The organism is Microbacterium sp. SORGH_AS_0888 (assembly GCF_030818905.1).
Classification (GTDB): domain Bacteria; phylum Actinomycetota; class Actinomycetes; order Actinomycetales; family Microbacteriaceae; genus Microbacterium.
The window spans coordinates 1,249,772-1,272,708 of record NZ_JAUTAZ010000001.1; the positions used below are offsets into that span (position 1 = coordinate 1,249,772).

20 protein-coding genes and 1 pseudogene are annotated in these 22,937 nt (G+C 72.5%); 11 read left to right on the plus strand and 10 right to left on the minus strand.

All coding sequences use genetic code 11. The features are described 5' to 3' along the window. Window positions 1-20 precede the first annotated feature (20 nt). Both QE381_RS06200 and QE381_RS06205 read left to right on the plus strand, forming a co-directional pair. Window positions 21-446 carry an OsmC family peroxiredoxin gene (locus tag QE381_RS06200; RefSeq protein ID WP_307216440.1) on the plus strand — a complete coding sequence of 142 codons (426 nt, stop codon included), beginning with the start codon at window positions 21-23 and terminating at the stop codon, window positions 444-446. Then, window positions 439-1,338, plus strand: a complete 900-nt coding sequence (locus QE381_RS06205; protein ID WP_307216442.1) for a TIGR01777 family oxidoreductase — start codon at window positions 439-441, stop codon at window positions 1,336-1,338. Before QE381_RS06200 ends, QE381_RS06205 begins: the two co-directional genes overlap by 8 nt. Here QE381_RS06205 and QE381_RS06210 read toward each other — a convergent pair. Then, a complete protein-coding gene (locus QE381_RS06210; RefSeq protein WP_307216443.1) occupies window positions 1,335-1,814 on the minus strand; it encodes a hypothetical protein in 480 nt (159 codons plus the stop codon). The two genes, QE381_RS06205 and QE381_RS06210, sit on opposite strands and share 4 nt — an antisense overlap. Continuing rightward, window positions 1,811-2,626, minus strand: coding sequence for a 4-hydroxy-tetrahydrodipicolinate reductase (gene dapB / locus QE381_RS06215; protein ID WP_307216445.1), 816 nt, complete (start codon window positions 2,624-2,626; stop codon window positions 1,811-1,813). Before dapB ends, QE381_RS06210 begins: the two co-directional genes overlap by 4 nt. A 32-nt stretch (window positions 2,627-2,658) precedes the next feature. On the opposite strand from dapB, the gene QE381_RS06220 reads away from it, so the two are divergent. Beyond that, a complete protein-coding gene (locus QE381_RS06220; protein WP_307216447.1) occupies window positions 2,659-3,114 on the plus strand; it encodes a GNAT family N-acetyltransferase in 456 nt (151 codons plus the stop codon). 250 nt (window positions 3,115-3,364) lie between these two features. Here the strand turns inward: QE381_RS06220 and QE381_RS06225 are convergent, their stop codons facing one another. From QE381_RS06225 to QE381_RS06235, 3 genes and pseudogenes are all read right to left on the minus strand, one after another. After that, window positions 3,365-3,967, minus strand: a complete 603-nt coding sequence (locus QE381_RS06225) for a histidine phosphatase family protein (protein WP_307216449.1) — start codon at window positions 3,965-3,967, stop codon at window positions 3,365-3,367. A 60-nt stretch (window positions 3,968-4,027) separates the two neighbouring features. Next, complete coding sequence (locus tag QE381_RS06230) at window positions 4,028-5,029, minus strand: aldo/keto reductase (protein ID WP_307216451.1); 1,002 nt, start codon at window positions 5,027-5,029, stop codon at window positions 4,028-4,030. Between the two features lie 195 nt (window positions 5,030-5,224). Then, a pseudogene (locus QE381_RS06235) lies at window positions 5,225-7,505 on the minus strand (polyribonucleotide nucleotidyltransferase). Between the two features lie 391 nt (window positions 7,506-7,896). On the opposite strand from QE381_RS06235, the gene QE381_RS06240 reads away from it, so the two are divergent. Beyond that, complete coding sequence (locus tag QE381_RS06240) at window positions 7,897-8,070, plus strand: hypothetical protein (RefSeq protein ID WP_307216453.1); 174 nt, start codon at window positions 7,897-7,899, stop codon at window positions 8,068-8,070. Between the two features lie 52 nt (window positions 8,071-8,122). On the opposite strand, the gene QE381_RS06245 is transcribed toward QE381_RS06240, so the two are convergent. Next, the gene (locus QE381_RS06245; protein ID WP_307220416.1) at window positions 8,123-9,520 is read right to left on the minus strand and encodes a cation:dicarboxylate symporter family transporter; all 1,398 of its coding nucleotides are present in this window, start codon (window positions 9,518-9,520) and stop codon (window positions 8,123-8,125) included. A gap of 180 nt (window positions 9,521-9,700) precedes the next feature. Here QE381_RS06245 and QE381_RS06250 point away from each other — a divergent pair, with 180 nt between their 5' ends. The 3 genes from QE381_RS06250 to QE381_RS06260 all read left to right on the plus strand — a co-directional run bounded on the left by QE381_RS06250 (window position 9,701) and on the right by QE381_RS06260 (window position 12,915). Continuing rightward, the gene (locus QE381_RS06250; protein WP_307216454.1) at window positions 9,701-10,966 is read left to right on the plus strand and encodes an ATP-binding protein; all 1,266 of its coding nucleotides are present in this window, start codon (window positions 9,701-9,703) and stop codon (window positions 10,964-10,966) included. Continuing rightward, window positions 10,963-11,562 (plus strand): response regulator, encoded by a 600-nt coding sequence (locus QE381_RS06255; RefSeq protein ID WP_307216456.1) that lies wholly within the window; start codon window positions 10,963-10,965, stop codon window positions 11,560-11,562. The genes QE381_RS06250 and QE381_RS06255 overlap by 4 nt, the downstream gene beginning before the upstream one ends. A 111-nt stretch (window positions 11,563-11,673) precedes the next feature. After that, window positions 11,674-12,915 (plus strand): hypothetical protein, encoded by a 1,242-nt coding sequence (locus QE381_RS06260; protein ID WP_307216458.1) that lies wholly within the window; start codon window positions 11,674-11,676, stop codon window positions 12,913-12,915. A gap of 3 nt (window positions 12,916-12,918) precedes the next feature. Here the strand turns inward: QE381_RS06260 and QE381_RS06265 are convergent, their stop codons facing one another. Next, entirely contained in the window at window positions 12,919-14,871 is a 1,953-nt protein-coding gene (locus QE381_RS06265) for a GDSL-type esterase/lipase family protein (protein WP_307216460.1), read from the minus strand. Between the two features lie 169 nt (window positions 14,872-15,040). Between QE381_RS06265 and QE381_RS06270 the strand changes: the two genes are divergently transcribed. Next, window positions 15,041-15,634, plus strand: a complete 594-nt coding sequence (locus tag QE381_RS06270; protein WP_307216462.1) for a DedA family protein — start codon at window positions 15,041-15,043, stop codon at window positions 15,632-15,634. 91 nt (window positions 15,635-15,725) lie between these two features. Here QE381_RS06270 and QE381_RS06275 read toward each other — a convergent pair whose 3' ends face one another. From QE381_RS06275 to QE381_RS06285, 3 genes are all read right to left on the minus strand, one after another. Continuing rightward, window positions 15,726-16,370 carry an FMN reductase gene (locus QE381_RS06275; protein WP_307216464.1) on the minus strand — a complete coding sequence of 215 codons (645 nt, stop codon included), beginning with the start codon at window positions 16,368-16,370 and terminating at the stop codon, window positions 15,726-15,728. Then, window positions 16,367-17,593: an LLM class flavin-dependent oxidoreductase gene (locus QE381_RS06280; protein WP_373426919.1), complete on the minus strand. Its 1,227-nt coding sequence runs from the start codon at window positions 17,591-17,593 to the stop codon at window positions 16,367-16,369. The genes QE381_RS06275 and QE381_RS06280 overlap by 4 nt, the downstream gene beginning before the upstream one ends. An 82-nt stretch (window positions 17,594-17,675) precedes the next feature. After that, window positions 17,676-18,575, minus strand: coding sequence for an alpha/beta fold hydrolase (locus QE381_RS06285; RefSeq protein WP_307220417.1), 900 nt, complete (start codon window positions 18,573-18,575; stop codon window positions 17,676-17,678). 223 nt (window positions 18,576-18,798) lie between these two features. On the opposite strand from QE381_RS06285, the gene efeU reads away from it, so the two are divergent. The 3 genes from efeU to QE381_RS06300 are packed head-to-tail and all read left to right on the plus strand — an operon-like array spanning window position 18,799 to window position 22,892. Then, window positions 18,799-20,406, plus strand: a complete 1,608-nt coding sequence (gene efeU / locus QE381_RS06290) for an iron uptake transporter permease EfeU (RefSeq protein WP_307216468.1) — start codon at window positions 18,799-18,801, stop codon at window positions 20,404-20,406. Beyond that, a complete protein-coding gene (gene efeO / locus QE381_RS06295; protein WP_307216470.1) occupies window positions 20,393-21,610 on the plus strand; it encodes an iron uptake system protein EfeO in 1,218 nt (405 codons plus the stop codon). Before efeU ends, efeO begins: the two co-directional genes overlap by 14 nt. Before the next feature lies 1 nt (window position 21,611). Next, window positions 21,612-22,892 carry a Dyp-type peroxidase gene (locus QE381_RS06300; protein WP_307216473.1) on the plus strand — a complete coding sequence of 427 codons (1,281 nt, stop codon included), beginning with the start codon at window positions 21,612-21,614 and terminating at the stop codon, window positions 22,890-22,892. Window positions 22,893-22,937: the final 45 nt, after the last annotated feature.

The window sequence follows — 22,937 nt, forward strand, 5'->3', positions numbered from 1 at the left end:
CGCGTGAAAGGGAGCACCCGATGAGCGTTACCAGCGAAGCGACCACCACCTGGTCCGGCAGCCTCACCGACGGTTCGGGCGAGATCGCCCTCGAGAGCTCGAACCAGGGGCCGTTCGCGGTCAACTGGAAGGCACGCAGCGAGGGGTCGGATGCGGTCACCACGCCCGAGGAGCTGATCGCCGCCGCGCACTCGTCCTGCTTCAGCATGGCCTTCTCGCACGCGCTCACCGAGAACGGGACGCCGCCGCAGAGCATCGAGACGACCGCGTCCGTCACCTTCGTCCCCGGCACCGGCATCACCGGCAGCCACCTCAACGTCAACGCCGTCGTGCCCGGGCTCTCGGCCGAGGACTTCGACCGTCTTGCCGCCGAGGCGAAGGCCGGCTGCCCGGTCTCGCAGGCGCTGAGCGGCATCGAGATCACGCTCGAGGCGACGCTTGCCTGATCGTCGTGTTGTTCTGGCCGGCGCGTCCGGCCTGATCGGCACCGCTCTGGCGGCCTCGCTGCGCTCCGACGGGTTCACCGTCACCCGCCTCGTCCGGCGGCCGGTGTCCGCGCCGGACGAGGCGCGGTGGGCGCCGGGCGAGGAAGCGCTCGACCCGGAGATCCTCCGCGGCGCGACGGCGGTCGTGGGGCTCTCCGGGGCGAGCGTGGGGCACTTCCCGTGGACTCCCCGCTACAAGAGCACGCTGCTGTGGTCACGCCTGTCGCCCACTCGCACGCTGGCGAGCGCGATCCGGGTGCTCGGCGCCGACGCACCGGCCTTCGTCAACGCCTCCGCGGTCGGCTACTACGGCTCTCGTGGCCGGGGCCTCCGAGAGGACGCGCCGGCGGGGAGCAGCTTCCTGGCGGAGGTCTGTGCCGCCTGGGAGCGCGAGGCCCTGCGCGCGGGCGAGCACGCGCGCGTCGCGATGCTGCGCACCGCACCCGTCGTGCACGCGGAGGGCGTTCTCAAGCCGCTCCTGCTGCTGACCCGCCTCGGGCTCGCCGGCCCGATCGGCCGCGGCACGCAGGTCTGGCCGTGGATCTCGCTCGAGGACGAGGTCCGCGCCATCCGACATGTGATCGACGCGGACATCGCGGGTCCGGTGAACCTGACCGGCCCGGCACGGGCCACGGCCAACGACCTGGGCTTCGCCCTCGCCGTGCGCATGAACCGCCCCTTCCTGGTGCGCGCGCCCGCCTGGGGGATGAAGCTCGTGCTCGGCGCCGACGCGACCGAGGCGCTGCTGACGTGCGACCTCGAGGTCGAACCGGCCGTGCTCACCGCATCCGGATTCGCCTTCCGCCAGCCCACCGTGGAGGATGCGGTGGCCGCCGCGCTCCCGCGTCCCTAGCCCGCTCCGCCGCCGGCGCGTCCCGCTCGCCCGCCGCGCGATGCGCGCTCCAAGCGGATCGCGCGACGCACGGCTGCGCGGGCGCGGCGGCGGTCCCCGGAGCCGTCGTACGCCAGGCCGAGCCGGTACCAGGCACGCCAGCTCTCGGGCGCGGCCTCCGCCTCTGCCCGGTAGCGGGGGAACACCGCGTCCGCCTCCTCGCGCAGGACGCGACCGCTCGGCCGCGCCGCAAGCTCCTCGTCGGGAAGCGAGCGCTCGGACGCGAGCAGCCTGCCCAGCCGCGCGGCCTGGAACCCGAACAGCAGCTCGCGTCCGAGCGCCCACGCCGCGATGAGCGGCAGCACGATGAGCGCGACGCCCATCGCGATGCCCACGGGCTCTCCCGTCGTCACCAACAGCCAGGCCCGCTGCGCGACGAGCACGATGTAGAGGGCGAGGCAGGCCGCGATGACCGCGACCCCGACGCGCGCGCTCATGCCCCGGTGGCGCGGGCGACCTGGCCGGGCACGGCGTCGTCGCGGACCGGCGCGGTCTCGCTCCCGGTGCCCGCAGCGCCGATCCCGATGTCGAGGAACGCGTCGAGACCGACGACCACGCCGCGTGCCTCGCGCGCACCGGCGAGGGCGAGGCGGATGCCGGGCGCATAGGCGAGCGACGGCTCGACGGTGTCGTGGGTGATCGTCAGCGACTCCCCCGGGCCCGAGAGGATGACGTCCTGTCGGGCGATGACCCCCGGTCGGCGCAGCGAGTGCACGGGCACGGCGGCGACCTGCTGCCCCCGTGCACGCTGATCGACGTGCGGGGACTCGACGGGGCCGACCTCGGCGCGGGCCGCGGCGATGAGCTCGGCGGTGCGCACCGCCGTGCCGCTGGGCGAGTCCACCTTGGTCTCGCGATGGGCTTCGACGATCTCGATCGAGGCGAAGTAGGGCGCGGCGGCCGCCGCGAGCGCCGTGCCGAGCACCGAGCCGAGCGAGAAGTTGGGGATGAACACGGCGCCCGTGCCGGTGGCATCCACCAGCGGACGCACGAGGGCGATGCGCTCGGCCGACCAGCCGCTCGTGCCGACGAGGACGGGGAGCCCGCGCTCCACGGCTGCACGCACGACGTCGATCGACACCGCGGGGATCGAGGCGTCGACGACGAGGTCGGCGCCGTCGATCGCGCTCAGCTCGTCACGGGAGCCGAGGACGGCGTGCACCTCGTAGTCGTCCTCGGCCTCGACCACGGCACGGATGATGCCGCCGAGCTTGCCGGTGCCGCCCACGATGGCCACGCGCGTTGTCATACCCCCAGCCTAGGCGGCGTAGGGTCGGGAGCATGGTCCGCACGCGCCTCGCCTCGGTCGAAGATCCCGACGCGCACGCCCTGCTGGCGGAGTACTTCGCCATCCGCGCCGCCACCTTCCCCGGCGGCGACTACCGGACGGTCTTCCCCGATCCCGCGGCGTTCGCCCCCGGATCGGGCGTCTTCCTGCTGCTCGACGGCGATCACGACGAGGCGGCGGGATGCGGCGGCATCCGCCGGCTCTCCGACCGGCGCTACGAGGTGAAGCACCTGTACGTGCGGCCGGCCGGGCGCGGTCGCGGCTGGGGCCGGCTGATCCTCGAGGAGCTGGAGCAGCACGCGCGGGATGCCGGGGCGGCCGAGCTCGTGCTCGACACCCACCACACGCTCGAGGCCGCGGCGTCCCTCTACACGCGTTCGGGGTTCGAGTCGATCGAGCCCTACAACGAGAACCCGAACGCGACACGCTGGTACCGCAAGGCCCTGTGAGCGCGGACGCCAGCCGAGCGCCGTAGCCGACACGAGATCGGGAACCGCAGCGCCGGCTGCGGCCTTGGCGCCGACCGACATCCGGTCGACGAGGAGCTCTTGACGCCCCGCATGCACGGCCGACGCGCTCGTCACGAACGGGGGCCGGATCTCGACCGGTTGCGGATCATGGCTCTGTTCGAGGCGGGGACGTCGGCCATCCTGGCCGGCGCCGTGGCCGACGCGCGCTCGGTGCGGGCGGGCTTCCGCCTCAGACCGGCGGGAGCTCGGGGAGGCCGGTGCGCAGCTCGAACGGCAGGTGCGCGAGGTCGTTGTGCGAGACCATCGTCCAGGGACGTCCCGGCTTCTGCGCCAGGACGGTGAGGCCGCAGTGCGCCTGGTTGAGCGTCATCCATCGCCACTCGGGCGCCTCGAGGACCTCGCGGACGAACCACGAGATCACGAAGTTGTGGGTGATGAGCAGGTCGTGGACGTCGCCCTGCTTGCGCACGAGGAACGCCGCGAGCGCATCGGCCATCTGCGCTCGGCCGGCCTCGATCTCGGCCTCGGTGACGGCGCCGAAGAAGGGCTCGAAGACGGCGGGCGTCTCCGGGGTCATCCCGGTGGGGATGCAGTCGAACAGCAGCGACGACGGCTCCGGGCACAGGGAAGGAAGACGTTCGGCGACGGCCCGCGCGGTCTCGGCCGCCCGGACGAGCGGAGAGTGCCAGACGGCGTCGATCGGGACTCCGGACAGGCGATCGGCGATCGCCTCGGCCTGACGGCGACCCCGGGCGGACAGGGGGCCGTCGGTGAGGCCGTGCTCGGCATCCTGATGCTCGCCGTGACGCACCAGATACAGATAATGCGTCACTCGATCTCACTTCGTCGGGGGGAGACATCCGTCACGGCGGACACCTCTCAGCCTACCCGGCTACTCCGACGCGCGGGCGATCTCGGCCAGCTGCGAGCGGGTGAGCCGCACGCCGACGCCCTGCGCGAGCTCGGCGACGTGCTCGGGGGCGTAGGCGTTGACGATGGGCGCCGCCACGATCCGCTGCGAGAGCAGCCAGGCCACCGCGACCGCGGCGGTGGGCACGCCGAGCTCGTCGCCCACCGTGTCCATCGCGCGCAGCGTACGGCTTCCGCGCTTGGTGAGACCGGCCGCCAGCTGCGCTCCGCGGACGGAGCGGACGGGGCCTCGCCGGCGCACCGCTCCGGCGAGGAACCCGTGCTCGAGCGCGTGCGAGGGAGTGACGACCATGCCCTGCGCACCCGCGACGAGCCGGAGGTCGCCGTCGAAGTCGCTGCGCCGCAACACGTTGTAGGGGACGTCCAGGATCGTGAAGTGCGGGTAGCCGGCGGCCGCGAGGATGCGGGCCTCGACCAGCTGTTCGGCGCGGAAGCCGAACGCGCCGAGGTGGCGCACCTTGCCGGTCTCCACGAGCCAGGCGGCCGTCGCCAGCGCGTGCTCGAGCGAGGGCAGATCGGCGGTCGCGTCGAGGTAGAGCACGTCGATGCGATCGGTGCGCAGCCTCGTCAGCGACGCCTCGACGGCGCGCACGAGGTTCACGGGACCGAGCCCGGGGTGATCGGGGTGGTGCCCCACGCGCACCGCCAGCACGACGTCGTCGCGCAGACCGCGGGTGTGCACCCAGCTGCCGATGACGTGCTCGCTGCGCCCGCCGGCGAAGCTGTCGGCCGTGTGCAGCGCGTTGCCGCCGAGCTCGACGTAGGCGTCGAGGATGCCGTGGGCCGACTCGACGTCGACGTTCCAGCCGAAGTCCGCCCCGCCCAGGACGAGTGGGAAGATCGAGGGCCCGCCCTCTCCGAGCGCGACCCGGACGCCCGTGCCGACGCCGGGGCCCTGCACGGGGATGGGAGCCGAGGGATGGACGGCCGCGGGCGCCGCAGGCCCGATCCCGAAGATCTTCATGCGCACCCCCTCGACGGTCATGGCCGGAGGTGCGATCTCTCGCGTCGCCGACGCGTTAGTACGAGCGTAGGTGACGGCATCCGGTTCGGGCCGAAATCATGGGAACACGCCGAGAACATCGCATAACTGTTTGATCACGATCAACGAACGGGAACGGCCCCGCCCCAGGGGGCGAGGCCGTTCGCACGATGCCGATCAGCCTTCGGCAGGAGCCTCCGGGCCCTCGCTGGCCGCCGCGCGACCCTCCTGGTCCGCGGCCTCCTCGAGCACCGGCTCGAGGGACAGCTTGCCGCGGTCGTCGATCTTCGTGATGCGCACGAGGAGCTTCTGGCCGACGCCGAGCACGTCCTCGACGTTCTCGACACGCTTGCCGCCGGCGAGCTTGCGGACCTCGCTGACGTGCAGCAGGCCGTCCTTGCCCGGCAGGAGCGAGACGAACGCGCCGAAAGTCGCGATCTTGACGACCGTGCCGAGGAACTGCTCGCCGACCTCGGGGTTGGTCGGGTTGGCGATCGCGTTCACCTGCGCACGGGCCGCCTCGGCCGAGGGGCCGTCGGTCGCGCCGATGTAGACGGTGCCGTCCTCCTCGATGGAGATCTGCGCGCCGGTCTCGTCCTGGATGGCGTTGATCGTCTTGCCCTTGGGGCCGATCAGCTCGCCGATCTTGTCGACCGGGATCTGGACGCTGATCACGCGGGGCGCGGTCGGAGCCATCTCGTCCGGGCCGTCGATGGCGGCGTTGAGGACGCCCAGGATCGTGAGACGTGCCTCCTTCGCCTGCGTGAGAGCGCCCGCCAGGACCGACGACGGGATGCCGTCGAGCTTCGTGTCGAGCTGGATCGCCGTGACGAACTCGCTCGTGCCCGCGACCTTGAAGTCCATGTCGCCGAGGGCGTCCTCGGCACCCAGGATGTCGGTCAGCGCCGCGTAGCGCGTCTGCCCGTCGACCTGGTCGGACACGAGGCCCATCGCGATGCCGGCGACGGGGGCGCGCAGCGGCACACCCGCGTTCAGCAGCGACAGGGTCGAGGCGCAGACGGAGCCCATCGACGTCGAGCCGTTGGAGCCGAGGGCCTCGGAGACCTGACGGATCGCGTAGGGGAACTCCTCGCGGCTGGGCAGCACCGGCACGAGCGCGCGCTCGGCGAGGAAGCCGTGCCCGATCTCGCGACGCTTCGGCGATCCCACGCGACCGGTCTCACCGGTCGAGTAGGGCGGGAAGTTGTAGTGGTGCATGTAGCGCTTGCTGGTCGTGGGCGACAGCGAGTCGATCTGCTGCTCCATCTTCAGCATGTTCAGCGTCGTGACGCCCAGGATCTGGGTCTCGCCGCGCTGGAAGATCGCCGAGCCGTGCACGCGCGGGATGACCTGGACCTCGGCATCCAGCGGACGGATGTCGGCGAGGCCACGACCGTCGATGCGCACGCCCTCGGTCAGGATGCGACCGCGCACGATGAGCTTGGTCACCGACTTGTAGGCCGCACCGAACTCGCCCAGCGCGCTCTCGGGCAGCTCGCCCGCCTCGACGGCCGCGACCAGCTGTGCCTTGACATCGTCCTTGACGGCATCGTCGGCGTTCTGACGCTCGATCTTGTCGGCGATCTGGTACACCGGCACCAGGCGGTCGTAGGCGCGACCCGCGACGAAGTCGTAGGTCTCCTTCGCGTAGGCCGGGAAGGACCGGGTAGGGCTGGATCTCCTTCGCGGCGGTGTTCGCGACGACGTTCTGCGCGGCGACGAGCTCCTTGATGAAGGGCTTCGCGGCCTCCAGGCCCTGTGCGACGACCTCCTCGCTGGGCTTGGTGGCGCCGGCCTTGATGAGGTTCCAGCTGTTCTCGGTGGCCTCGGCCTCGACCATCATGATCGCGACGTCGCCGTCCTCGAGCACGCGGCCCGCGACCATGAGGTCGAAGACGGCCTCCTCGACCTGGGCGGCGTTGGGGAAGGCGACCCACTGGTCGGCGTGCTCGCCGTGGCCGGGGATGAGCGCGAGGCGGACGCCCGCGATCGGCCCGGAGAAGGGCAGGCCCGAGATCTGGGTCGACAGCGACGCGGCGTTGATCGCGAGCGCGTCGTAGTACTCGCCGGGGGCGATCGAGAGCACGGTGACGACGATCTGCACCTCGTTGCGGAGACCGTCGACGAACGACGGACGCAGCGGGCGGTCGATCAGGCGGCAGACCAGGATCGCCTCGGTGGAGGGACGGCCCTCACGCCGGAAGAACGAGCCGGGGATCTTGCCGGCAGCGTAGGAACGCTCCTCCACGTCGACCGTGAGCGGGAAGAAGTCGAAGCCCTCACGCGGGTGCTTGCCCGCGGAGGTGGCGGACAGGAGCATCGTCTCCTCGTCCAGGTAGGCCGCGACCGAGCCCTGCGCCTGCTGCGCGAGCCGGCCCGTCTCGAAGCGAACCGTGCGGGTGCCGAACCGGCCGTTGTCGAGAACGGCTTCGGCGGCGGTGATTTCCGGACCTTCCAAGAGGTCCCTCCTTCTTTGTTTAGGCTCGCCGCCCCGTGTGGGCGACGAGCGACATGCGAAGGAGCAGGAACAGGCAGATATGGGCGCACAGCACCGCTGCGCGGAACGCCCGCGCTGGCCACCAGTAGAAGACCACCCGGCGGGATGAGGCGGCGCGCCGGGCGCGGCATCCATCGACGGGGAACCCACCACAGGGGACCAGCTTCCTGCCGGCCTGCTCCGTGAGCTCGTATGTATTTGAGCGACTGCCAGAACGGCAGCCTTCGCCAGCCTAGCAGTGCGCCCCTGATCGGGGAATCTGCGAGGACCCGCGAGGCGATGCGCGCAAGCCGTGGCGTCGTCGACGCATCCGACCTAGGGTGGCTCCACGACGAACGGGAGGAGCGACACCATGAGCGACCCGGACATCCCCACCACGAACGACGACGAACGCGAGGTCCCGATCGACGACGAGGAGGAGCTGGAGCTCCCACCCGCCACGATCGATCCGGAGGAGCGCATCGAGCGCGAGCAGCTCGAGCGCGAGATCGAGTTCGACGCCTTCGAGCAGGGCTTCCAGGGCTGACCGCGCGGGAGGGGCGGGGAGGTGTTCCCCGCCCCTCCCGTCACGCGCACGGCTAGGCGGCGTTCCGTGCCGCGGGTGCCGCCTCGCCCGCTCCCGTCACCGGTCGCGGGGACTCGCCGTGATGGTCATCGACGCCGTCGAGCGAGCTCTCGTCGAACGGCAGCCGGCCGGCCAGCACCTCGCGCGCCCGTTCCCGATCGAACTGGCGGGTCCACGTGCCGATCAGCACGGTCGCGACCGCGTTGCCGGTGAAGTTCGTGACCGCACGCCCCTCCGACATGAAACGGTCGATGCCGACGATGACGCCCACGCCGCCCACGAGGTCGGGGCGGGCGGTCTGGAGGCCCGCCGCGAGGGTCGCGAGCCCCGCGCCGGTCACGCCCGCCGCGCCCTTGGACGCGATGATCATGAACACGAGCAGCCCGATCTGCTCCGGGATCGACATCGGCTGCCCCATCCCGCTCGCGATGAACAGCGACGCCATCGTGAGGTAGATCGCCGTGCCGTCGAGGTTGAACGAGTACCCCGTGGGCACCGTGATCCCCACGACGGGCTTCGAGACGCCGAGGTGCTCGAGCTTGGCGATGAGCCGCGGCAGCGCGGACTCGCTCGAGGACGTCCCCACGATCAGCAGGTACTCGCGGGCCAGGTAGCCGATGAGACGGAAGATGTTGACCCGTGTGACGGCGTAGAGCAGGGTTCCCAGAACGCCGAAGACGAACACCGCGCACGTGATGTAGAACGCGACCATGAGGATGCCCAGGCTGAGGATCGCCTTCGCGCCGGTCGAGCCGACGACCGCCGCGATCGCGCCGAAGGCTCCGATCGGGGCGAGCCACAGGATCATCCCGAGGATGCGGAACACCAGCATCTGCAGGCTCTTGATCGCGCTCATGATCGGCGCGCCCTTGGCACCGAGCCCCTGCAGCGCGAAGCCGACCAGCAGCGCGATGAAGAGCACCTGCAGCACGCTCTCGCCGGTGAAGGCGGAGAACAGCGTCGTGGGGATGATGCCGAGCACGAACTCGACCGTGTCCGTGGCCTCGCCCGTCGCCTCGTAGGTCGCGCCCGTCATGTTCAGACCCTCGCCCGGGTGGATGAGGTTGCCGACCACGAGTCCGATGGCGAGCGCGAAGGTCGACATCGCGAGGAAGTACACGAGCGCGAGGCCGCCGATCTTGCCGACCGTCGCGGCCTTGGCGATCGAGCCGACGCCCACCACGATCGTGCAGAAGATGATGGGCGCGATCATCATCTTGATGAGCTCGACGAAGCCCGTGCCGAGCGGTTTCAGCGCGACGCCCGCCTGCGGGGCGACGAGCCCGACGATGGCGCCGACGACGACCGCGATGATGACCGCGACGTACAGCCAGGTGTGCTTGTCCCAGGAGCCGGGGCCGTGGCGTCCGGGAGCTCGGAGATTCGTGGTCCGGGGGTGGGGAAGAGCCATCATCGCCTCCAGGGGTGTGAACGTCGGTGTCACTGCGACGCAGCCGGTGCGCCGTTCTCGTGTCACAGAGGATGCGCCGCTCGGACGCCGCGCACGACTTGTGGTCGTATTGATCGCGCCTGCTCCCGTGCGCGGGGCGGACGGGACGGCGAAGATGGAGACCGACACGAGGGAGTGCACGTGCGAGGTTCCAGACGTCGGACGAGCGCGGCGACCCGGCTCTTCGCCGGCATCGCCGTCGCCGTCGTGGTGATCGCCGCCGCGCTCGCGGTCGCCCTCGTCGTCGACGCGCAGCAGGGCGAGCGCTCCGAGGCGGAGCGGGTGACCGCGGCGGTGAGCCGCACGATCGCGGACGACCCGTTCGTGGCCCGCACGATCGGCGAGCCCGACGCATCCGCCGTCCTCCAGCCGTACGCGGCGGCGGTGATGACGGATGCCGACATCGACTTCGTGACGATCATGACCCCGGACGGTCGTCGCCTCACCCACCGCGACCCCGCGCAGATCGGCGCGACCTACCTCGGCACGATCCCCGCGCACGACGAGGCGCTGACGGAGCAGTACACGGGCACGCTCGGCCCCTCCGTGCGCACGATCGTGCCCGTGCACGAGGACGGGCGCCTGGTCGGGTGGGTCTCGACCGGCGTGACGCTCGGCAGCATCACGGCGGGGATCCTCCCCCGCCTGCCGTTCGCGGCCCTCGTGGTGCTGGCGCTCGTCGCGGCCGGCCTGGTCGGGGCCGCGATCGCCCGCCGGCAGGCGCGACGGGTCACGGGCGACCTCGCCGCCGCGGAGGTGCGCGACACGCTCTCCTCCGCCGAGTCGATGCGCACGCTCGGCGAGGCGCTGCGCGCCCAGACCCACGAGCACGGCAACCGCGTGCACACGGCCGTCGCGCTCATCGAGCTCGGGCGGGCGAACGAGGCCGTCACCCTCCTCACGGACACGAGCCGGAGCTCGCAGGAGCTCGTCGACCAGCTGACCGCGCGTGCGCAGGGCGACCCCACGGTCGGCGCCCTGCTGCTGGGCAAGACGTCGCAGGCCGCGGAGGTCGGGGTCGCCCTGCACGTGGACATGTCGCCGTCCGCCCCGCGCTCGGTGCTCACACCCACGGACTCGGTGACGGTCGTGGGGAACCTCATCGACAACGCGATCGACGCCGCCGCCGCGGGTCCGCAGCCGCGCCGGGTCGATGTCCGTTTCGCCGCCGCGGCGCAGGGCGGGCTCGAGCTGAGCGTGACGGACAGCGGAGCGGGCGTGCCCGAGCATCTGCGGGAGCGGATCTTCGAGCGCGGCTTCTCGACCAAGCCGGCCCCCGCGGAGGGGCGCGGCGTCGGGCTCGGCCTCGTGGCCGACATCGTCGCGGCGGCGGGGGGCAGCATCCGGCTCCGGCCCGGGCTCCCCACCCGGTTCACGGTCACGCTCCCCGCGCGGGGGCTCGAATGACCGCGACGCCGGTCCGCGTCGCGCTCGTCGACGACGACGCTCTGACCCTCGAGCTGCACCGGTCCTATGTCGAGCGTCTCGACGGGTTCGCCGTCGTCGCCGAGTGCGGCGGCGCGCGGGCGGCCCTCACCGCTCTCGCCGACCCCGCGATCGCCGCCGACCTGGTGCTGCTCGACATGTCGATGCCGGACGGAACGGGTCTGGACGTGCTGCGGCACCTGCGGGCCGCGGGCAGCACGATCGACGTGATCGCGGTCACGAGCATGCGCGACGCGGCCACCGTGCGCGCCACCGCGAGCCTCGGGGTCGTGCAGTACCTCGTGAAGCCGTTCACGTTCGCGACCTTCCGCGAGCGGATGACGGAGTACCGCGCACTGCACGAGCGCGCCGCGCACGCGGTCGGCAGCGCGACGCAGGAGGAGATCGACCGCCTGCTGTCCACGGGCCGCTCCCCCGCCCCTGCCCCGCTCCCCAAAGGCCTCTCGGGCGACACGCTCGACCTCGTCGGCACGGCGCTGCGGGCACGTCCCCTCACGGCGAGCGAGGCGGCGGCGTCCACCGGCCTGTCGCGCGTCGTGGCGCGCCGCTATCTCTAGCACCTGTGCGACACCGGCACGGCCACGCGGCATCCCCGCCACGGTCGCCCCGGGCGCCCCGAGATCGAGTACCGGTGGGACACCCCAGGCAAGGCCGGGTAACGTGACGGGATGACCGCCCGCACGCCGCTGCGCCACCGCCGCACGGGACGCGGTCTCGCGGCTCTCGTGGGCGTCGCGCTCGCACTCGCGCTGCTCGCACCGGCGAGCCCCGCCGCCGCGGACGACTACCCCTCGTGGACCGACGTGCAGAACGCCCGGTCGAACCAGGCCGCGACGCAGGCGCTCGTCACCCGGATCGAGAGCGCGCTGGACCAGGCGCAGGCGCAGTCGGCGACGCTGTCGGCCACGGCGCTGCAGAAGGCCGCGGTCGCCGAGCAGGCCCGGGCCGCCGCGGACGACGCGACCGCCCGCGCGACCGCGCTCGACACGCAGAGCGCGGCGGCGGATGCGGAGCTCGCTCGCACGCACGCGCAGCTGGGCGCGATCGCCGCGGGCCTCTACCGCACCCGCGCGGACAGCGCGCTCATCGCGCGGCTGCTCACCAGCGCGGAGCCGGCGACCCTCCTCACCCGACTGGGCCTGATGGACCGGCTGAGCACGACGTGGGCGGCTCAGGTCGCCGAGGCGCAGCGCACGGCCGCGACCGCCGCATCGCTGCGGGAGCAGGCGGTCGTCGCCGAGACGGCGCGCCGGGACGCGGCGCAGACGGCCGCCCGGACCGCGTCCGAGGCCCAGGCCGCGGCGGACGGCGAGGCCACCACGGTCGCGGCGCTCAGCGGCCAGGTCTCGACGATGTACGCGCAGCTGGCCGCCCTGAAGAACACGACCGCCGACACCGAGCGGCAGTACCGGCTCGGACAGCAGGTCGCGCAGGCGGCCGCGGCACAGGCGGCGGCGCAGGCGGCGGCCGCCGCGTCCGGCGGCGCAGGCTCGGGCGGCTCCGGCGCGGGGAGCTCGGGTTCGGGCGGCTCCGGCTCGGGCGGCTCGGGCGGCTCGGGCGGAGGCGACTCCGGGGGCAGCGCGCCGACCGGCGTCACGGTGGACCCGGCGGGCGCGCAGGCCTACGCCCGCAGTGCGATGGCGTCGCGCTACGGCTGGGGCGGCGACCAGTTCTCCTGCCTCCTCCTGCTGTGGAACCGCGAGTCGGGATGGCGGGCGGACGCCTACAACCCCGACAGCGGCGCCTACGGCATCCCGCAGTCGCTGCCCGGCGACAAGATGGCCTCCGCGGGTGCCGACTGGCGGACCAACGGCAACACCCAGGTCGACTGGGGTCTGGCCTACATCTCGGACGTCTACGGCTCGCCCTGCGGCGCCTGGGGCCACTCGCAGGCGACCGGCTGGTACTGACCGCTACGCGCGGGTCCGGTGCGCCGTGCCGGGACGGGGCAGCTCGACGTAGCCGTCGTGCTTCGCCGCGAGCCCGTCGCCCGCCGTGCGTCCCCGCAGCCGTCGCCACACCCACGGCAGCGCGTCACGCCGCAGCCAGCCGGCCGGGTGGGGCTCGTCGTCGTGCAGCGCCGCGTCCAGGTCTCCCAGCGCCTCGGCGTCCGGCACTCCGAGGACCTCGGCCGCCCGGTAGGCGATCAGGCGGTGCCCGCGCGAGCGCAGATGCACCCTGTCGTCGGCCCACATGTCGGGATCGCGGATGGCGGCGAGCGCCTCCACGTCGAGCATGCGGCATCCGTGGGCGCGTGCGATGCGGCGCAGCTGCGAGTTGTACACCGCGATGCGGCGCGCGAAGAGCGCGGAGGCCCGGCGGCGCGGGAGGAACAGCGTGAGCAGCAGGACCTCGCAGCCGGCCCGCCGCAGCAGTGCGACGTTGCGCTCCAGCTCGGCGGCCAGCGCGATCGGGTCCGCGCGGTGTCCGACGAGGTCGTTGTGGCCCATGAGGATCGACACGAGCTGCGGACGCAGCTCCAGCGCCCGCGGCACCTGGGTGAGCGTGAGGTCGCGGACGCGCCGCGAGCGGACCGCGAGGTTGGCGTAGCGGAACGGCCCGGCCCCGCGCGAGGTCTGCGCGAGCAGCCCCGCGAGCCGGTCGGCCCATCCGCGGTACGCGCCGTGCGGCATGCGTGAGGCGTCGCACAGGCCCTCCGTCAGCGAGTCGCCGAGGGCGACGTAGCTGGTGAGACCCACCGCCGGGGCGGGCGGGTTCGGCTCCGGCCGCGTGCCGCCGCGCACGAGGAGCGCGTCATCCAGCGGACGCAGCGCGCACGCCTCGCGGTAGCGGTCGACCAGCTCGGCGCACAGGGCCCGCCAGGTGCGCCCCGCGACGGCCGCGCGGGAGGCCGCCGCGAACGCCGCGCGCTTGGCGTCGTCGCCCAGCAGGTCGCTCACCCGATCGCGGAGGTCGCCGAGGTCGCCCGGGCGGTAGAGCCATCCGTCCACGCTGGAGCGCACGAGGTCGACCGGGCCGCCACGACCCGTCGCCACGACCGGGACGCCGCTCGCGTGCGCCTCCTGGATGGTCTGCCCGAACGTCTCGCTCTCGCCCGGGTGCACGAAGACGTCGAAGGAGGCCAGCGCCCCGGCGAGCGCCGCGCCCGACAGGTGGCCGAGGAACAGCGCACGCGGCATCGCCTGCTCGAGTGCCGGCCGCGAGGGCCCGTCCCCGACGATCACGAGCCGGGTGCCGGGGAGCTCCTGCAGCACGGCGAGGTCCTCCACCTGCTTCTCCGGTGCGAGCCGGCCCACGTACCCGACGATGCGCTCCCCGGGGGCGACCGCGCGACGCCAGGCCTCGTCGCGGCGGTCGGGGTGGAACAGGTCGCCGTCCACGCCGCGGCCCCAGCGGCGGACGCGGTCCACGCCGAGCCGCTCGAGCTGCGCGACCGAGGCGGCGGAGGGCGCGAGCGTGAGGGTCGCGCGACGGTGCAGCCGGCCGACGTGGGCGGCGGCGAGCGAGGTCGCCCGCGGGAGGCCGTAGCGCTCGGTGTAGGCGACGACATCCGTCTGGTAGATCGCGACGGAGGGGATGCGCAGGACGTCCGCCGCGAGAACGCCCTGCCAGCCGAGCACGAACGGCGAGGCGAGGTGGACGACGTCGGGCCCGAACTCGCGGAGGATCCCCGCGATGCGCGCGACCCGCGCGAACACGACCCGCACCTGCGGATACGAGGGGAAGGGCAGCGAGGTCAGAAGCGCCGTCCGCGCGCCGACATCGGGCTCGGCGCCGGCACTCCGCGGAGCGATGACGAGCGCCTCGTGCCCGTTCTCGGCGAGGTGGCGCAGGACGTGCAGGACGGAGTTGGTGACCCCGTTCATGTGGGGCAGGTAGGACTCGGCGATCAGCGCGACTCTCACTCTCCCAGCGTGACGCTCGCGCGCTCCCGCCGTGGGGGCGGCGGCGTCGGATCGCGGAGAGTTAACCGAACGCTCCGCGATGCGTCACCGACCGTGCGCCCGCGCGTTGCCGCGGCCGTCGCGGCCGCTCGTTCCGCTGCCGTTCACCCGGGAATGCGAGGCTCGCCGCGTGTCCGATGAGATCGCCGCCGCGCTCGCCACGGGGCCGTGGGCACTGATCGGCGTCGCGGTCCTGGTGTTCGCCGACTCGTTCCTGGTCATCGTGCCCGGCGAGGTCGCGGTCACCGCCGCCGGCGCGCTCGCGGTCTCGACCGGCGCGCCGGCGCTGCCGGCCGTCATCGTGGTCGCGGGCACCGCCGCCTTCTGCGGCGATGCGCTGTGCTACCTGGTCGGCCGCCGCGTCGGGATCCGCAGATGGCGGTGGATGCGGCATCCCCGTGTCGCCGCCGCGTTCGCGTGGGCCGGTGCCCGCCTGGACGCCCGCATCGCCTCGACCGTGTTCGTGGCGAGGTTCATCCCGTTCGCACGGCTCGCCGTGAACCTGACGGCCGGAGCCACGAGGGTCTCGGCACCCCGCTTCCTCGGCGTCGCCGCGGGCGCCGCCCTCGCGTGGAGCGCGTACCAGGCCGTCATCGGCGCCGTCGTCGCCGCCGTGCTGCCGGGCGGACCCGTCGTCGCGATCGTGGTGTCCGTCGCGGTCGCTCTGCTCATCGGGCTCGGTCTCGACCGGGTGCTCGCGCGACGAGCGCGGCGCCGCGCCTGAGCGCGCCGTCGCGAAACGCCGCGGGCGTCGCACGATCCTTCGCGGATGCGGCGACATCCGTGTGGATCTGCGACGCCCGCGGCGTCGTGGCCTACTCCCCCGCGAGGCCGCCGAGCAGGTGCCCGAACGAGCGCCCCTCACCGAGGTAGTTCGCCGGGTCGAAGGGGTCGGAGGACGTGGCGGGGTCGCGACGGGCGATCGCCTCGGCGAGCTCGCGCGCCCCCTTGTCGATACGGGCCGACAGCGGCGCCACCTCGTCGCCCGTGCCGCCCCAGTCCGAGGAGGCCGCGAACACGCCCGTCGACATCGCGTCGGCGTGGAGGTAGGCGAACAGCGGACGGATGGCGTAGTCGATCGCGAGCGAGTGGCGCGGCGTTCCCGCGTTCGCCCCGATCAGGACGGGCTTGCCGCGCAGTGCGTCGGGGTCGAGCACGTCGATGAACGACTTGAACAGCCCCGAGTAGCTCGTCGAGAAGATCGGCGTGACGGCGATCAGCGCATCCGCCGACACGACCGTGTTGATCATCGACTCGAGCGGGGTGGGCGCGAAGCCGGTGAGCAGGTTGTTCGTGATGTCGTGCGCGTAGTCGCGCAGCTCGAACGTGTCGGCGGCGACCTGGATGTCGCGCTCGCCCAGCTCGCGCGCGGTCGCGGCCAGCAGCCGGTCGGCCAGCATCCGCGTCGACGACGGGTTGGACAGCCCCGCCGCGACGACGGCGATCCGACGCGCGCTCACCGGACACCGCCCAGGCCGAACGCCGCACCCGCGGGGGTGGGGGTGTCCTGGTAGGGCGAGCCGGCGGTGAGGTTGTCGCCGCGGTTGGCGCGGGGACGGGCCTCGCGAGCCGGGCCGTCGCCGTAGACCTCGCGCACGCGGGCGGCGTGGGTGGGGCCGTCGGGAACGTTCGCGGGGCGGTTCGTCGCGAACTCGCGACGCAGCACCGGCACGACCTCCTCGCCGAGCAGATCGATCTGCTCCAGGACCGTCTTCAGCGGCAGACCCGCATGGTCCATGAGGAACAGCTGACGCTGGTAGTCGCCGAAGAGCTCGCGCATGCCGGCGTAGCGGTCGATGACCTGCTGCGGCGAGCCCACCGTCAGCGGCGTCATCTGCGTGAAGTCCTCCATGGCCGGGCCGTGGCCGTAGACGGGGGCGTTGTCGAAGTAGGGGCGGAACTCGTTCACGGCGTCCTGCGAGTTCTTGCGCATGAACGCCTGGCCGCCCAGCCCCACGATCGCCGTCTCGGGCGCACCATGGCCGTAGTGCTCCCAGCGCTGACGGTAGAGGCCGATGAGGCGCTGGTAGTGCTCGGCGGGCCAGAAGATGTTGTTCGCGAAGAAGCCGTCGCCGTAGTACGCGGCCTGCTCCGCGATCTCCGGCGTGCGGATCGAGCCGTGCCAGACGAAGGGCGCGACGCCGTCGAGGGGACGGGGGGTCGAGGTGAAGCCCTGCAGCGGAGTGCGGAACTTGCCCTCCCAGTCCACGACGTCCTCGGTCCACAGGCGACGCAGCAGCGCGTAGTTCTCGATCGCGAGCGGGAGCCCCTGGCGGATGTCCTTGCCGAACCAGGGATACACGGGCCCGGTGTTGCCGCGGCCCATCATGAGGTCCATGCGGCCTCCGGACAGGTGCTGCAGCATCGCGTAGTCCTCGGCGATCTTCACCGGGTCGTTCGTGGTGATGAGCGTCGTCGAGGTCGAGAGGATGAGGCGCTCGGTCTGGGCCGCGATGTAGGCGAGCGTCGTGGTGGGCGAGCTCGACCAGAACGGCGGGTTGTGGTGCTCGCCGAGGGCGAAGACATCCAGCCCCGCGTCCTCGGCGTGCTTCGCGATCGTCACGGTCGCCTGGATCCGCTCGGCCTCGCTCGGTGTGACGCCGGTCGTCGGGTCCTGCGTGATGTCGCTGACCGACATCAGGCCGAACTGGACCTGGGGCGCCGTAGTGGTCGTGTCACTCACGATGTCTTCCCGATTCCCGGATGCGGCTCGCATCCGTTTGTATGCGTATGAATGTATCTGGTGTAACGCGCGAGCGCCAGTTCTATTCCCGCCCGTCGCCGGCGCGCGAGAAGAGCGCCAGCATGTCGCGCACGAGCTGATGCGGCGCCGTCTCGCACGGACTGTGCCCCGTGTCGTAGACCGCGACCGCCGCGCCGATCCGCGCCGCGTACTCGCGGTACTGCGCCTCCGGCCACAGGTCGTGCGCGGACGCGGCGACGAGCTTGGGCACGGGCGCGACAGCGACCGCATCCACGATGTCGGGCATCGTCATCATGAGCCCCACGATGTCCACGACGCTGGATCTCCGGGTGAGCGCGAACCGCTCGCGCACGAACGCGAGCCGCTGCCGCGGCACCCGGTTGAGGTTGTTGCGGATTCCCCAGAGCATGAGCGTCGCGCCCGTCCGGGGACCCGCGGCATCCGAGAGCCGCCCGATCCTCTTGACGCCGCGGAACACCTGCCCCGTCGCGGGAGGCGCGGTGAGCAGGGTGAGGCTCGCGAAGAGCTCGGGCCGCTCCACGAGCGCCTGCTGCGCGATGAGGCCAGCGAAGCTGTAGCCCAGGACGTGGGCGGGAGTGCGCCCCGACTCGAGGACGGCGACCATGTCGTCGACGAAGAGCCGATGGTCGTAGTGCGGGCGCGGCGGGACGAGGTTCTCGGGACCGGCGCCCGCCGACTCGTACTGGCCGGCGAGGTCGTAGGACTCCACCCGGTAGCCGGCCGCGACCAGCAGCGGGATCATGAGGAGGAAGTCCTCCTTCGATCCCGTGGCGCCGGGAACGAGCAGGACCCGCGGCGCCTCCTCCGGCCCGGCGACCACCCGTGCGAGCCCGCCGCTGGGGGCCGGGAACACGTCGCGCCGCGTTCCCGGCGGGAACACGCGCCAGTCCAGGTCGGGGATGTGCTCGTCGCGCTCGCGCGCGTCATCCATCACGACCATCGGCCTCCCCTCGGGACGCCAGGATATCCCCGCCCCGCCGACGTGCGCCGCATCCGCACCCGCGGGGATCGTGGGCGACACACCGACCACGCCCGGACGGTCGCGGCGTGTCGGCCGGAATCCCCGCAGCACGGTTACGGATGCGGCCGCACACCCGACCGGGATCGGATCGGTGAATAGGTTATCCTTACCTAGCTTTCATCCGTCGCCCGACAGGACCCCCGTGCTCGCAACCTTTGTCATCGGTCTGCGCGAAGGCCTCGAAGCAGCGCTCATCGTCGGCATCATCGCCGCGTTCCTGCGCCGCAACGGCCGTCGTCTCACGGCGATGTGGGTGGGCGTCGCCCTCGCCGTCGCCCTGAGCCTCGCCGTCGGCGTCGGCCTCGCGCTCGTCGAGCAGGCACTCCCCCAGGCGGCCCAGGAGGGCATGGAGGCGATCATCGGCGCGGTCGCCGTGTTCTTCGTGACCGGGATGATCGTGTGGATGAACGGCCACGCGCGTCGCATGCGTGCGGAGCTCGAGGAGCAGGCCGGCGACGCGCTGCGCGACGGGCATGCGCTCGCCCTGGCGATCATGGCCTTCCTCGCCGTCCTCAAAGAGGGCTTCGAGACGAGCGTCTTCCTCCTCGCGACCTTCACCGCCTCCTCCGACACCGCGCTCGCAGCCCTCGGCGCGGTGCTCGGCGTGCTCGCCTCCGTCGCGATCGGCATCGGCATCTACTACGGAGGCGTGAAGCTCGACCTCTCGCGGTTCTTCCGCATCACCGGCGCGTTCCTCATCCTCGTCGCGGCGGGCCTCGTCGTCTCCACGCTTCGCACGGCCCACGAGGCGGGATGGATCCTCGGCGGCCAGCAGCAGGTCGCCGATCTCTCCTGGCTCGTGCGGCCGGGAACCGTGCCGGCCGCGCTGCTCACGGGCGTGCTCGGCATCCCGGCCGATCCACGGCTCATCGAGGTGATCGGCTGGGTCGCCTTCCTCGTCCCGGTCGCGCTGTACGTCTACGCGCCGCGACGCCTGCGCCCGCGCGGTCGTGCGGTTCCGGTGTTCCAGGCCGCACTCGGCGGCGTGCTGGCGCTCGCGGCCGTCGCGCTCGCCGTCGGCTTCGCCGTGCCCGCGTCCGACGACCTCCGCCACGCGACTCTCGTGAACGCCGCCGGGTCGACGGTGGGCGCGGCGACGCTGTCCGGCGATGAGCTGACGGTCGCCCTGGACGGCGCGGCGCCCGAGACCCGCACCCTCGACCCGGCGGCCGCGACGCCCGGCCAGCAGGCCGGCGTCGACGCACTCGGGTGGCAGTGGAGCGAGGACACGGATGCGGCGGCCGCCCCCGCGAGCCTCACGCTGGCCGAGCTCACCGCCCTCAACGGCGGCTCCCTGCCGATCGGGCTGAACCGCGCCCAGCAGCCGGGCCCCTTCACCGCCTCCTGGCACGTGACGCTCACGCGCGGCGCGTGGGTCGCGGGCGGCGCACTGCTGCAGGTCACCGAGACGGAGAAGGCGGTCGTGACCCTGAGCGGCGGCGGGCTCACGACCCCGCGCACCGTCACCGTCGGCGGCACGGACCCCCGCTCCGGCGAGCCCGCCGGATGGACGGTTGCCGACGTCGAGTCGCGCGCGATGCACCTCGACGCCGCGGAGGCGTTCCTCGACGAGCGCACGCTCTGGGGAGTCCAGGTGCCGCTCGCGCTCGCCCTGGCCGCCGGCATCCTGTTCGCCGCCGCCATCGTCTCCGGCCGCCGCCTGCGCAGCGTCGCGCTCGGCGTGCCCACGACCCCACCCGAAGAATCCCGCCTCACCGAACCGAGAAGAGACAGCAATGCCATCGATTGACAGATCCGTCGCCCGAACCGGTCTCCTGGCCGTCCTCGCCGCAGGAGCCATCACCCTCGCCGGCTGCAGCGGCAGCGCGACCCCCGCCCCGACCAGCTCCGGCGGCGCCTCGAAGGTGAACATCACCGTCACCGGCGGCGACAAGGACGCCTGCGCCCTCGACTTCGACAGCGTGCCGGCGGGGCCCGTGACCTTCACCGTCACCAACAAGAGCTCCACCGCGATCACCGAGGTCGAGCTCATGAGCAGCAACCGCATCCTCGGCGAGAAGGAGAACCTCGCCCCCGGTCTCGACCCCGTGAGCTTCACCCTGACGCTGGACGGCGGAAGCTACGAGGTCTACTGCCCCGGAGCGGAGACCGAGAAGATCCCGTTCACGGTCACCGGCACGGCCGCCTCCGCGACCGGCGGCACCGTGCAGAGCCTCCTCGAACAGGGAGCCGCGGACTACGCGACCTACGCGAACAACGTCGCCAACGACATGGTCACGGCCGTGGGCAACCTGAAGAGCGCGATCGACTCCGGCGACCTCGCCGCCGCGCAGGACGCGTACGCGAAGGCCCGCCCCTTCTACGAGAAGATCGAGACGGACGTCGACGGCTTCGTGCTGCCGGGGTTCGACGCGACCGACAACGCCGGCAACCTCGACTACCTGATCGACATGCGCGAGTCGACCCCCGTCGACCCGGCGGTGGGCTGGTCCGGCTTCCACGCGATCGAACGCGACCTGTTCCAGAACCAGGCCATCACCGACCAGACGAAGACCTATGCGGCGGATCTGGTGACCCACACCGGCCAGCTCGTGACGGTGCTCGGCGGTCTCACCTATGCCCCCGAGGACCTCGCGAACGGCGCCGCAGGCCTGCTCGAGGAGGTGCAGGCGACCAAGATCAGCGGCGAGGAGGAGGCGTACAGCCACATCGACCTCGTCGACTTCGCCGCGAACGTCGAGGGCGCGCAGCAGGCCTTCGCCGCCCTCGAGCCGGGGCTGAAGGAGATCGACGCGAACCTCGCCTCCCAGGTGCAGACCCAGTTCGACACCGTCACGGCGCTCCTGGACACCTACCGCGACCCGTCGCAGCTCGGCGGCTACAAGCTGTGGACGGAGCAGCTGAAGGCCTCGGACGCGGCCTCACTGAGCAAGGCCGTGCAGGCCCTGCAGGAGCCGCTGTCGAGCATCGCCGAGAAGGTGGCGACGGCCTGAGATGAGCACCCCCGACCAGACTCCGGACGCCCAGGCCCCCGCCCCGGGGGTGTCCCGCCGCGGACTCATGCTCTCGGCCGCCGCCGCGGGCGGGCTGCTGGTCGGGGGCATCGGCGGCGGCGCCGCGGGCTATGCCGTGCGGGCCGCCGCCGACACCGAGGGGGATGTGATCGACCTCTCGCGCACGCATCCGTTCTACGGATCGGCCGAGCAGGCCGGCATCCGCACCCCGGTGCAGCGGCACAGCGTCTTCATGACGTTCGACTTCACGGGCTCGACCGCGAAGGATCTTCAGGTGCTCCTGGCCCGGTGGTCGGCGAACATCGCTCAGCTCATGGCGGGCAAGACCGTCGGCCAGGTCGAGCCGTCGCGCGGCGACGCGATCGGCGGCGACACGGGTGAGGCGCTCGACCTCGACCCCGCCTCGCTGACGGTGACCGTCGGCCTCGGGCCGCGCCTGTTCGGGGACAGCCTGGGCCTTGCGTCGCAGAAGCCCCCGCTGCTGCGCGAGCTCACCCTCCCCACCGGGGGGCTCGACCCGGCGCTCACCGGCGGCGACCTGTCGGTGCAGGCGTGCGCCGACGACCCGCAGGTGGCGTATCACGCGGTGCGGGCGCTCGCCCGCGCCGGCAAGGATGCGGGAACCGCCGCCACGCGGTGGACCGTGGTCGGCTTCGGCCGGGCCGCGGCCGGCGCCGGGCAGGCGACGCCGCGCAACCTCATGGGGTTCAAGGACGGCACCCGCAACATCTTCACGGACGACGACTACGAGACCTTCGTACGTGTCAGCGGCGGACCCGCGTGGACGCAGCACGGGACCTACCAGGTCGTGCGCAAGATCCAGATGCGGATCGAGAACTGGGACACCGACCGCATCAGCGATCAGAACAACGTCTTCGGGCGGCACAAGACCTCCGGCGCCCCCCTCGGCGGCACCGACGAGTTCGACACCCCCGATTTCGCGGCCACCGACGACACCGGTGCGCCCGTCATCCCCGCCCGTGCGCACGTGCGGCTCGCCGCCCACGAGAACAACGGCGGGGTGAAGATCCTCCGCCGCGGCTACAACTACACGGACGGCATCAACCAGTACGGGATGCTCGACGGGGGTCTGCTGTTCATCAGCTATCAGAACGACCCCGCGAGCTTCGAGGCGCTGCAGTCCCGGCTCGGCGCCTCCGACCTGCTCAACGAGTACATCAGCCACGTCGGATCCGGGATCTTCTTCGTCCCCGGTGCCCCCGCAGAGGGGTCCTATCTCGCCGCGGGGCTGTTCGACTGACGGGGCACGGCGGCCGTCGCGATTCGTCACAAACGGGCGACGGCC

Excerpts from the sequence above, each read along its gene's own strand:
- QE381_RS06230 (WP_307216451.1), bottom strand. The coding sequence starts at position 5,029 with ATGAAGATCTTCGGGATCGGGCCTGCGGCGCCCGCGGCCGTCCATCCC.
- QE381_RS06300 (WP_307216473.1), top strand. The coding sequence starts at position 21,612 with ATGAGCACCCCCGACCAGACTCCGGACGCCCAGGCCCCCGCCCCGGGG.
- efeO (WP_307216470.1), top strand. The coding sequence starts at position 20,393 with ATGCCATCGATTGACAGATCCGTCGCCCGAACCGGTCTCCTGGCCGTC.
- QE381_RS06210 (WP_307216443.1), bottom strand. The coding sequence starts at position 1,814 with ATGAGCGCGCGCGTCGGGGTCGCGGTCATCGCGGCCTGCCTCGCCCTC.
- QE381_RS06260 (WP_307216458.1), top strand. The coding sequence starts at position 11,674 with ATGACCGCCCGCACGCCGCTGCGCCACCGCCGCACGGGACGCGGTCTC.
- QE381_RS06200 (WP_307216440.1), top strand. The coding sequence starts at position 21 with ATGAGCGTTACCAGCGAAGCGACCACCACCTGGTCCGGCAGCCTCACC.
- QE381_RS06240 (WP_307216453.1), top strand. The coding sequence starts at position 7,897 with ATGAGCGACCCGGACATCCCCACCACGAACGACGACGAACGCGAGGTC.
- QE381_RS06220 (WP_307216447.1), top strand. The coding sequence starts at position 2,659 with ATGGTCCGCACGCGCCTCGCCTCGGTCGAAGATCCCGACGCGCACGCC.
- QE381_RS06255 (WP_307216456.1), top strand. The coding sequence starts at position 10,963 with ATGACCGCGACGCCGGTCCGCGTCGCGCTCGTCGACGACGACGCTCTG.
- QE381_RS06285 (WP_307220417.1), bottom strand. The coding sequence starts at position 18,575 with ATGGTCGTGATGGATGACGCGCGCGAGCGCGACGAGCACATCCCCGAC.
- QE381_RS06245 (WP_307220416.1), bottom strand. The coding sequence starts at position 9,520 with ATGGCTCTTCCCCACCCCCGGACCACGAATCTCCGAGCTCCCGGACGC.
- dapB (WP_307216445.1), bottom strand. The coding sequence starts at position 2,626 with ATGACAACGCGCGTGGCCATCGTGGGCGGCACCGGCAAGCTCGGCGGC.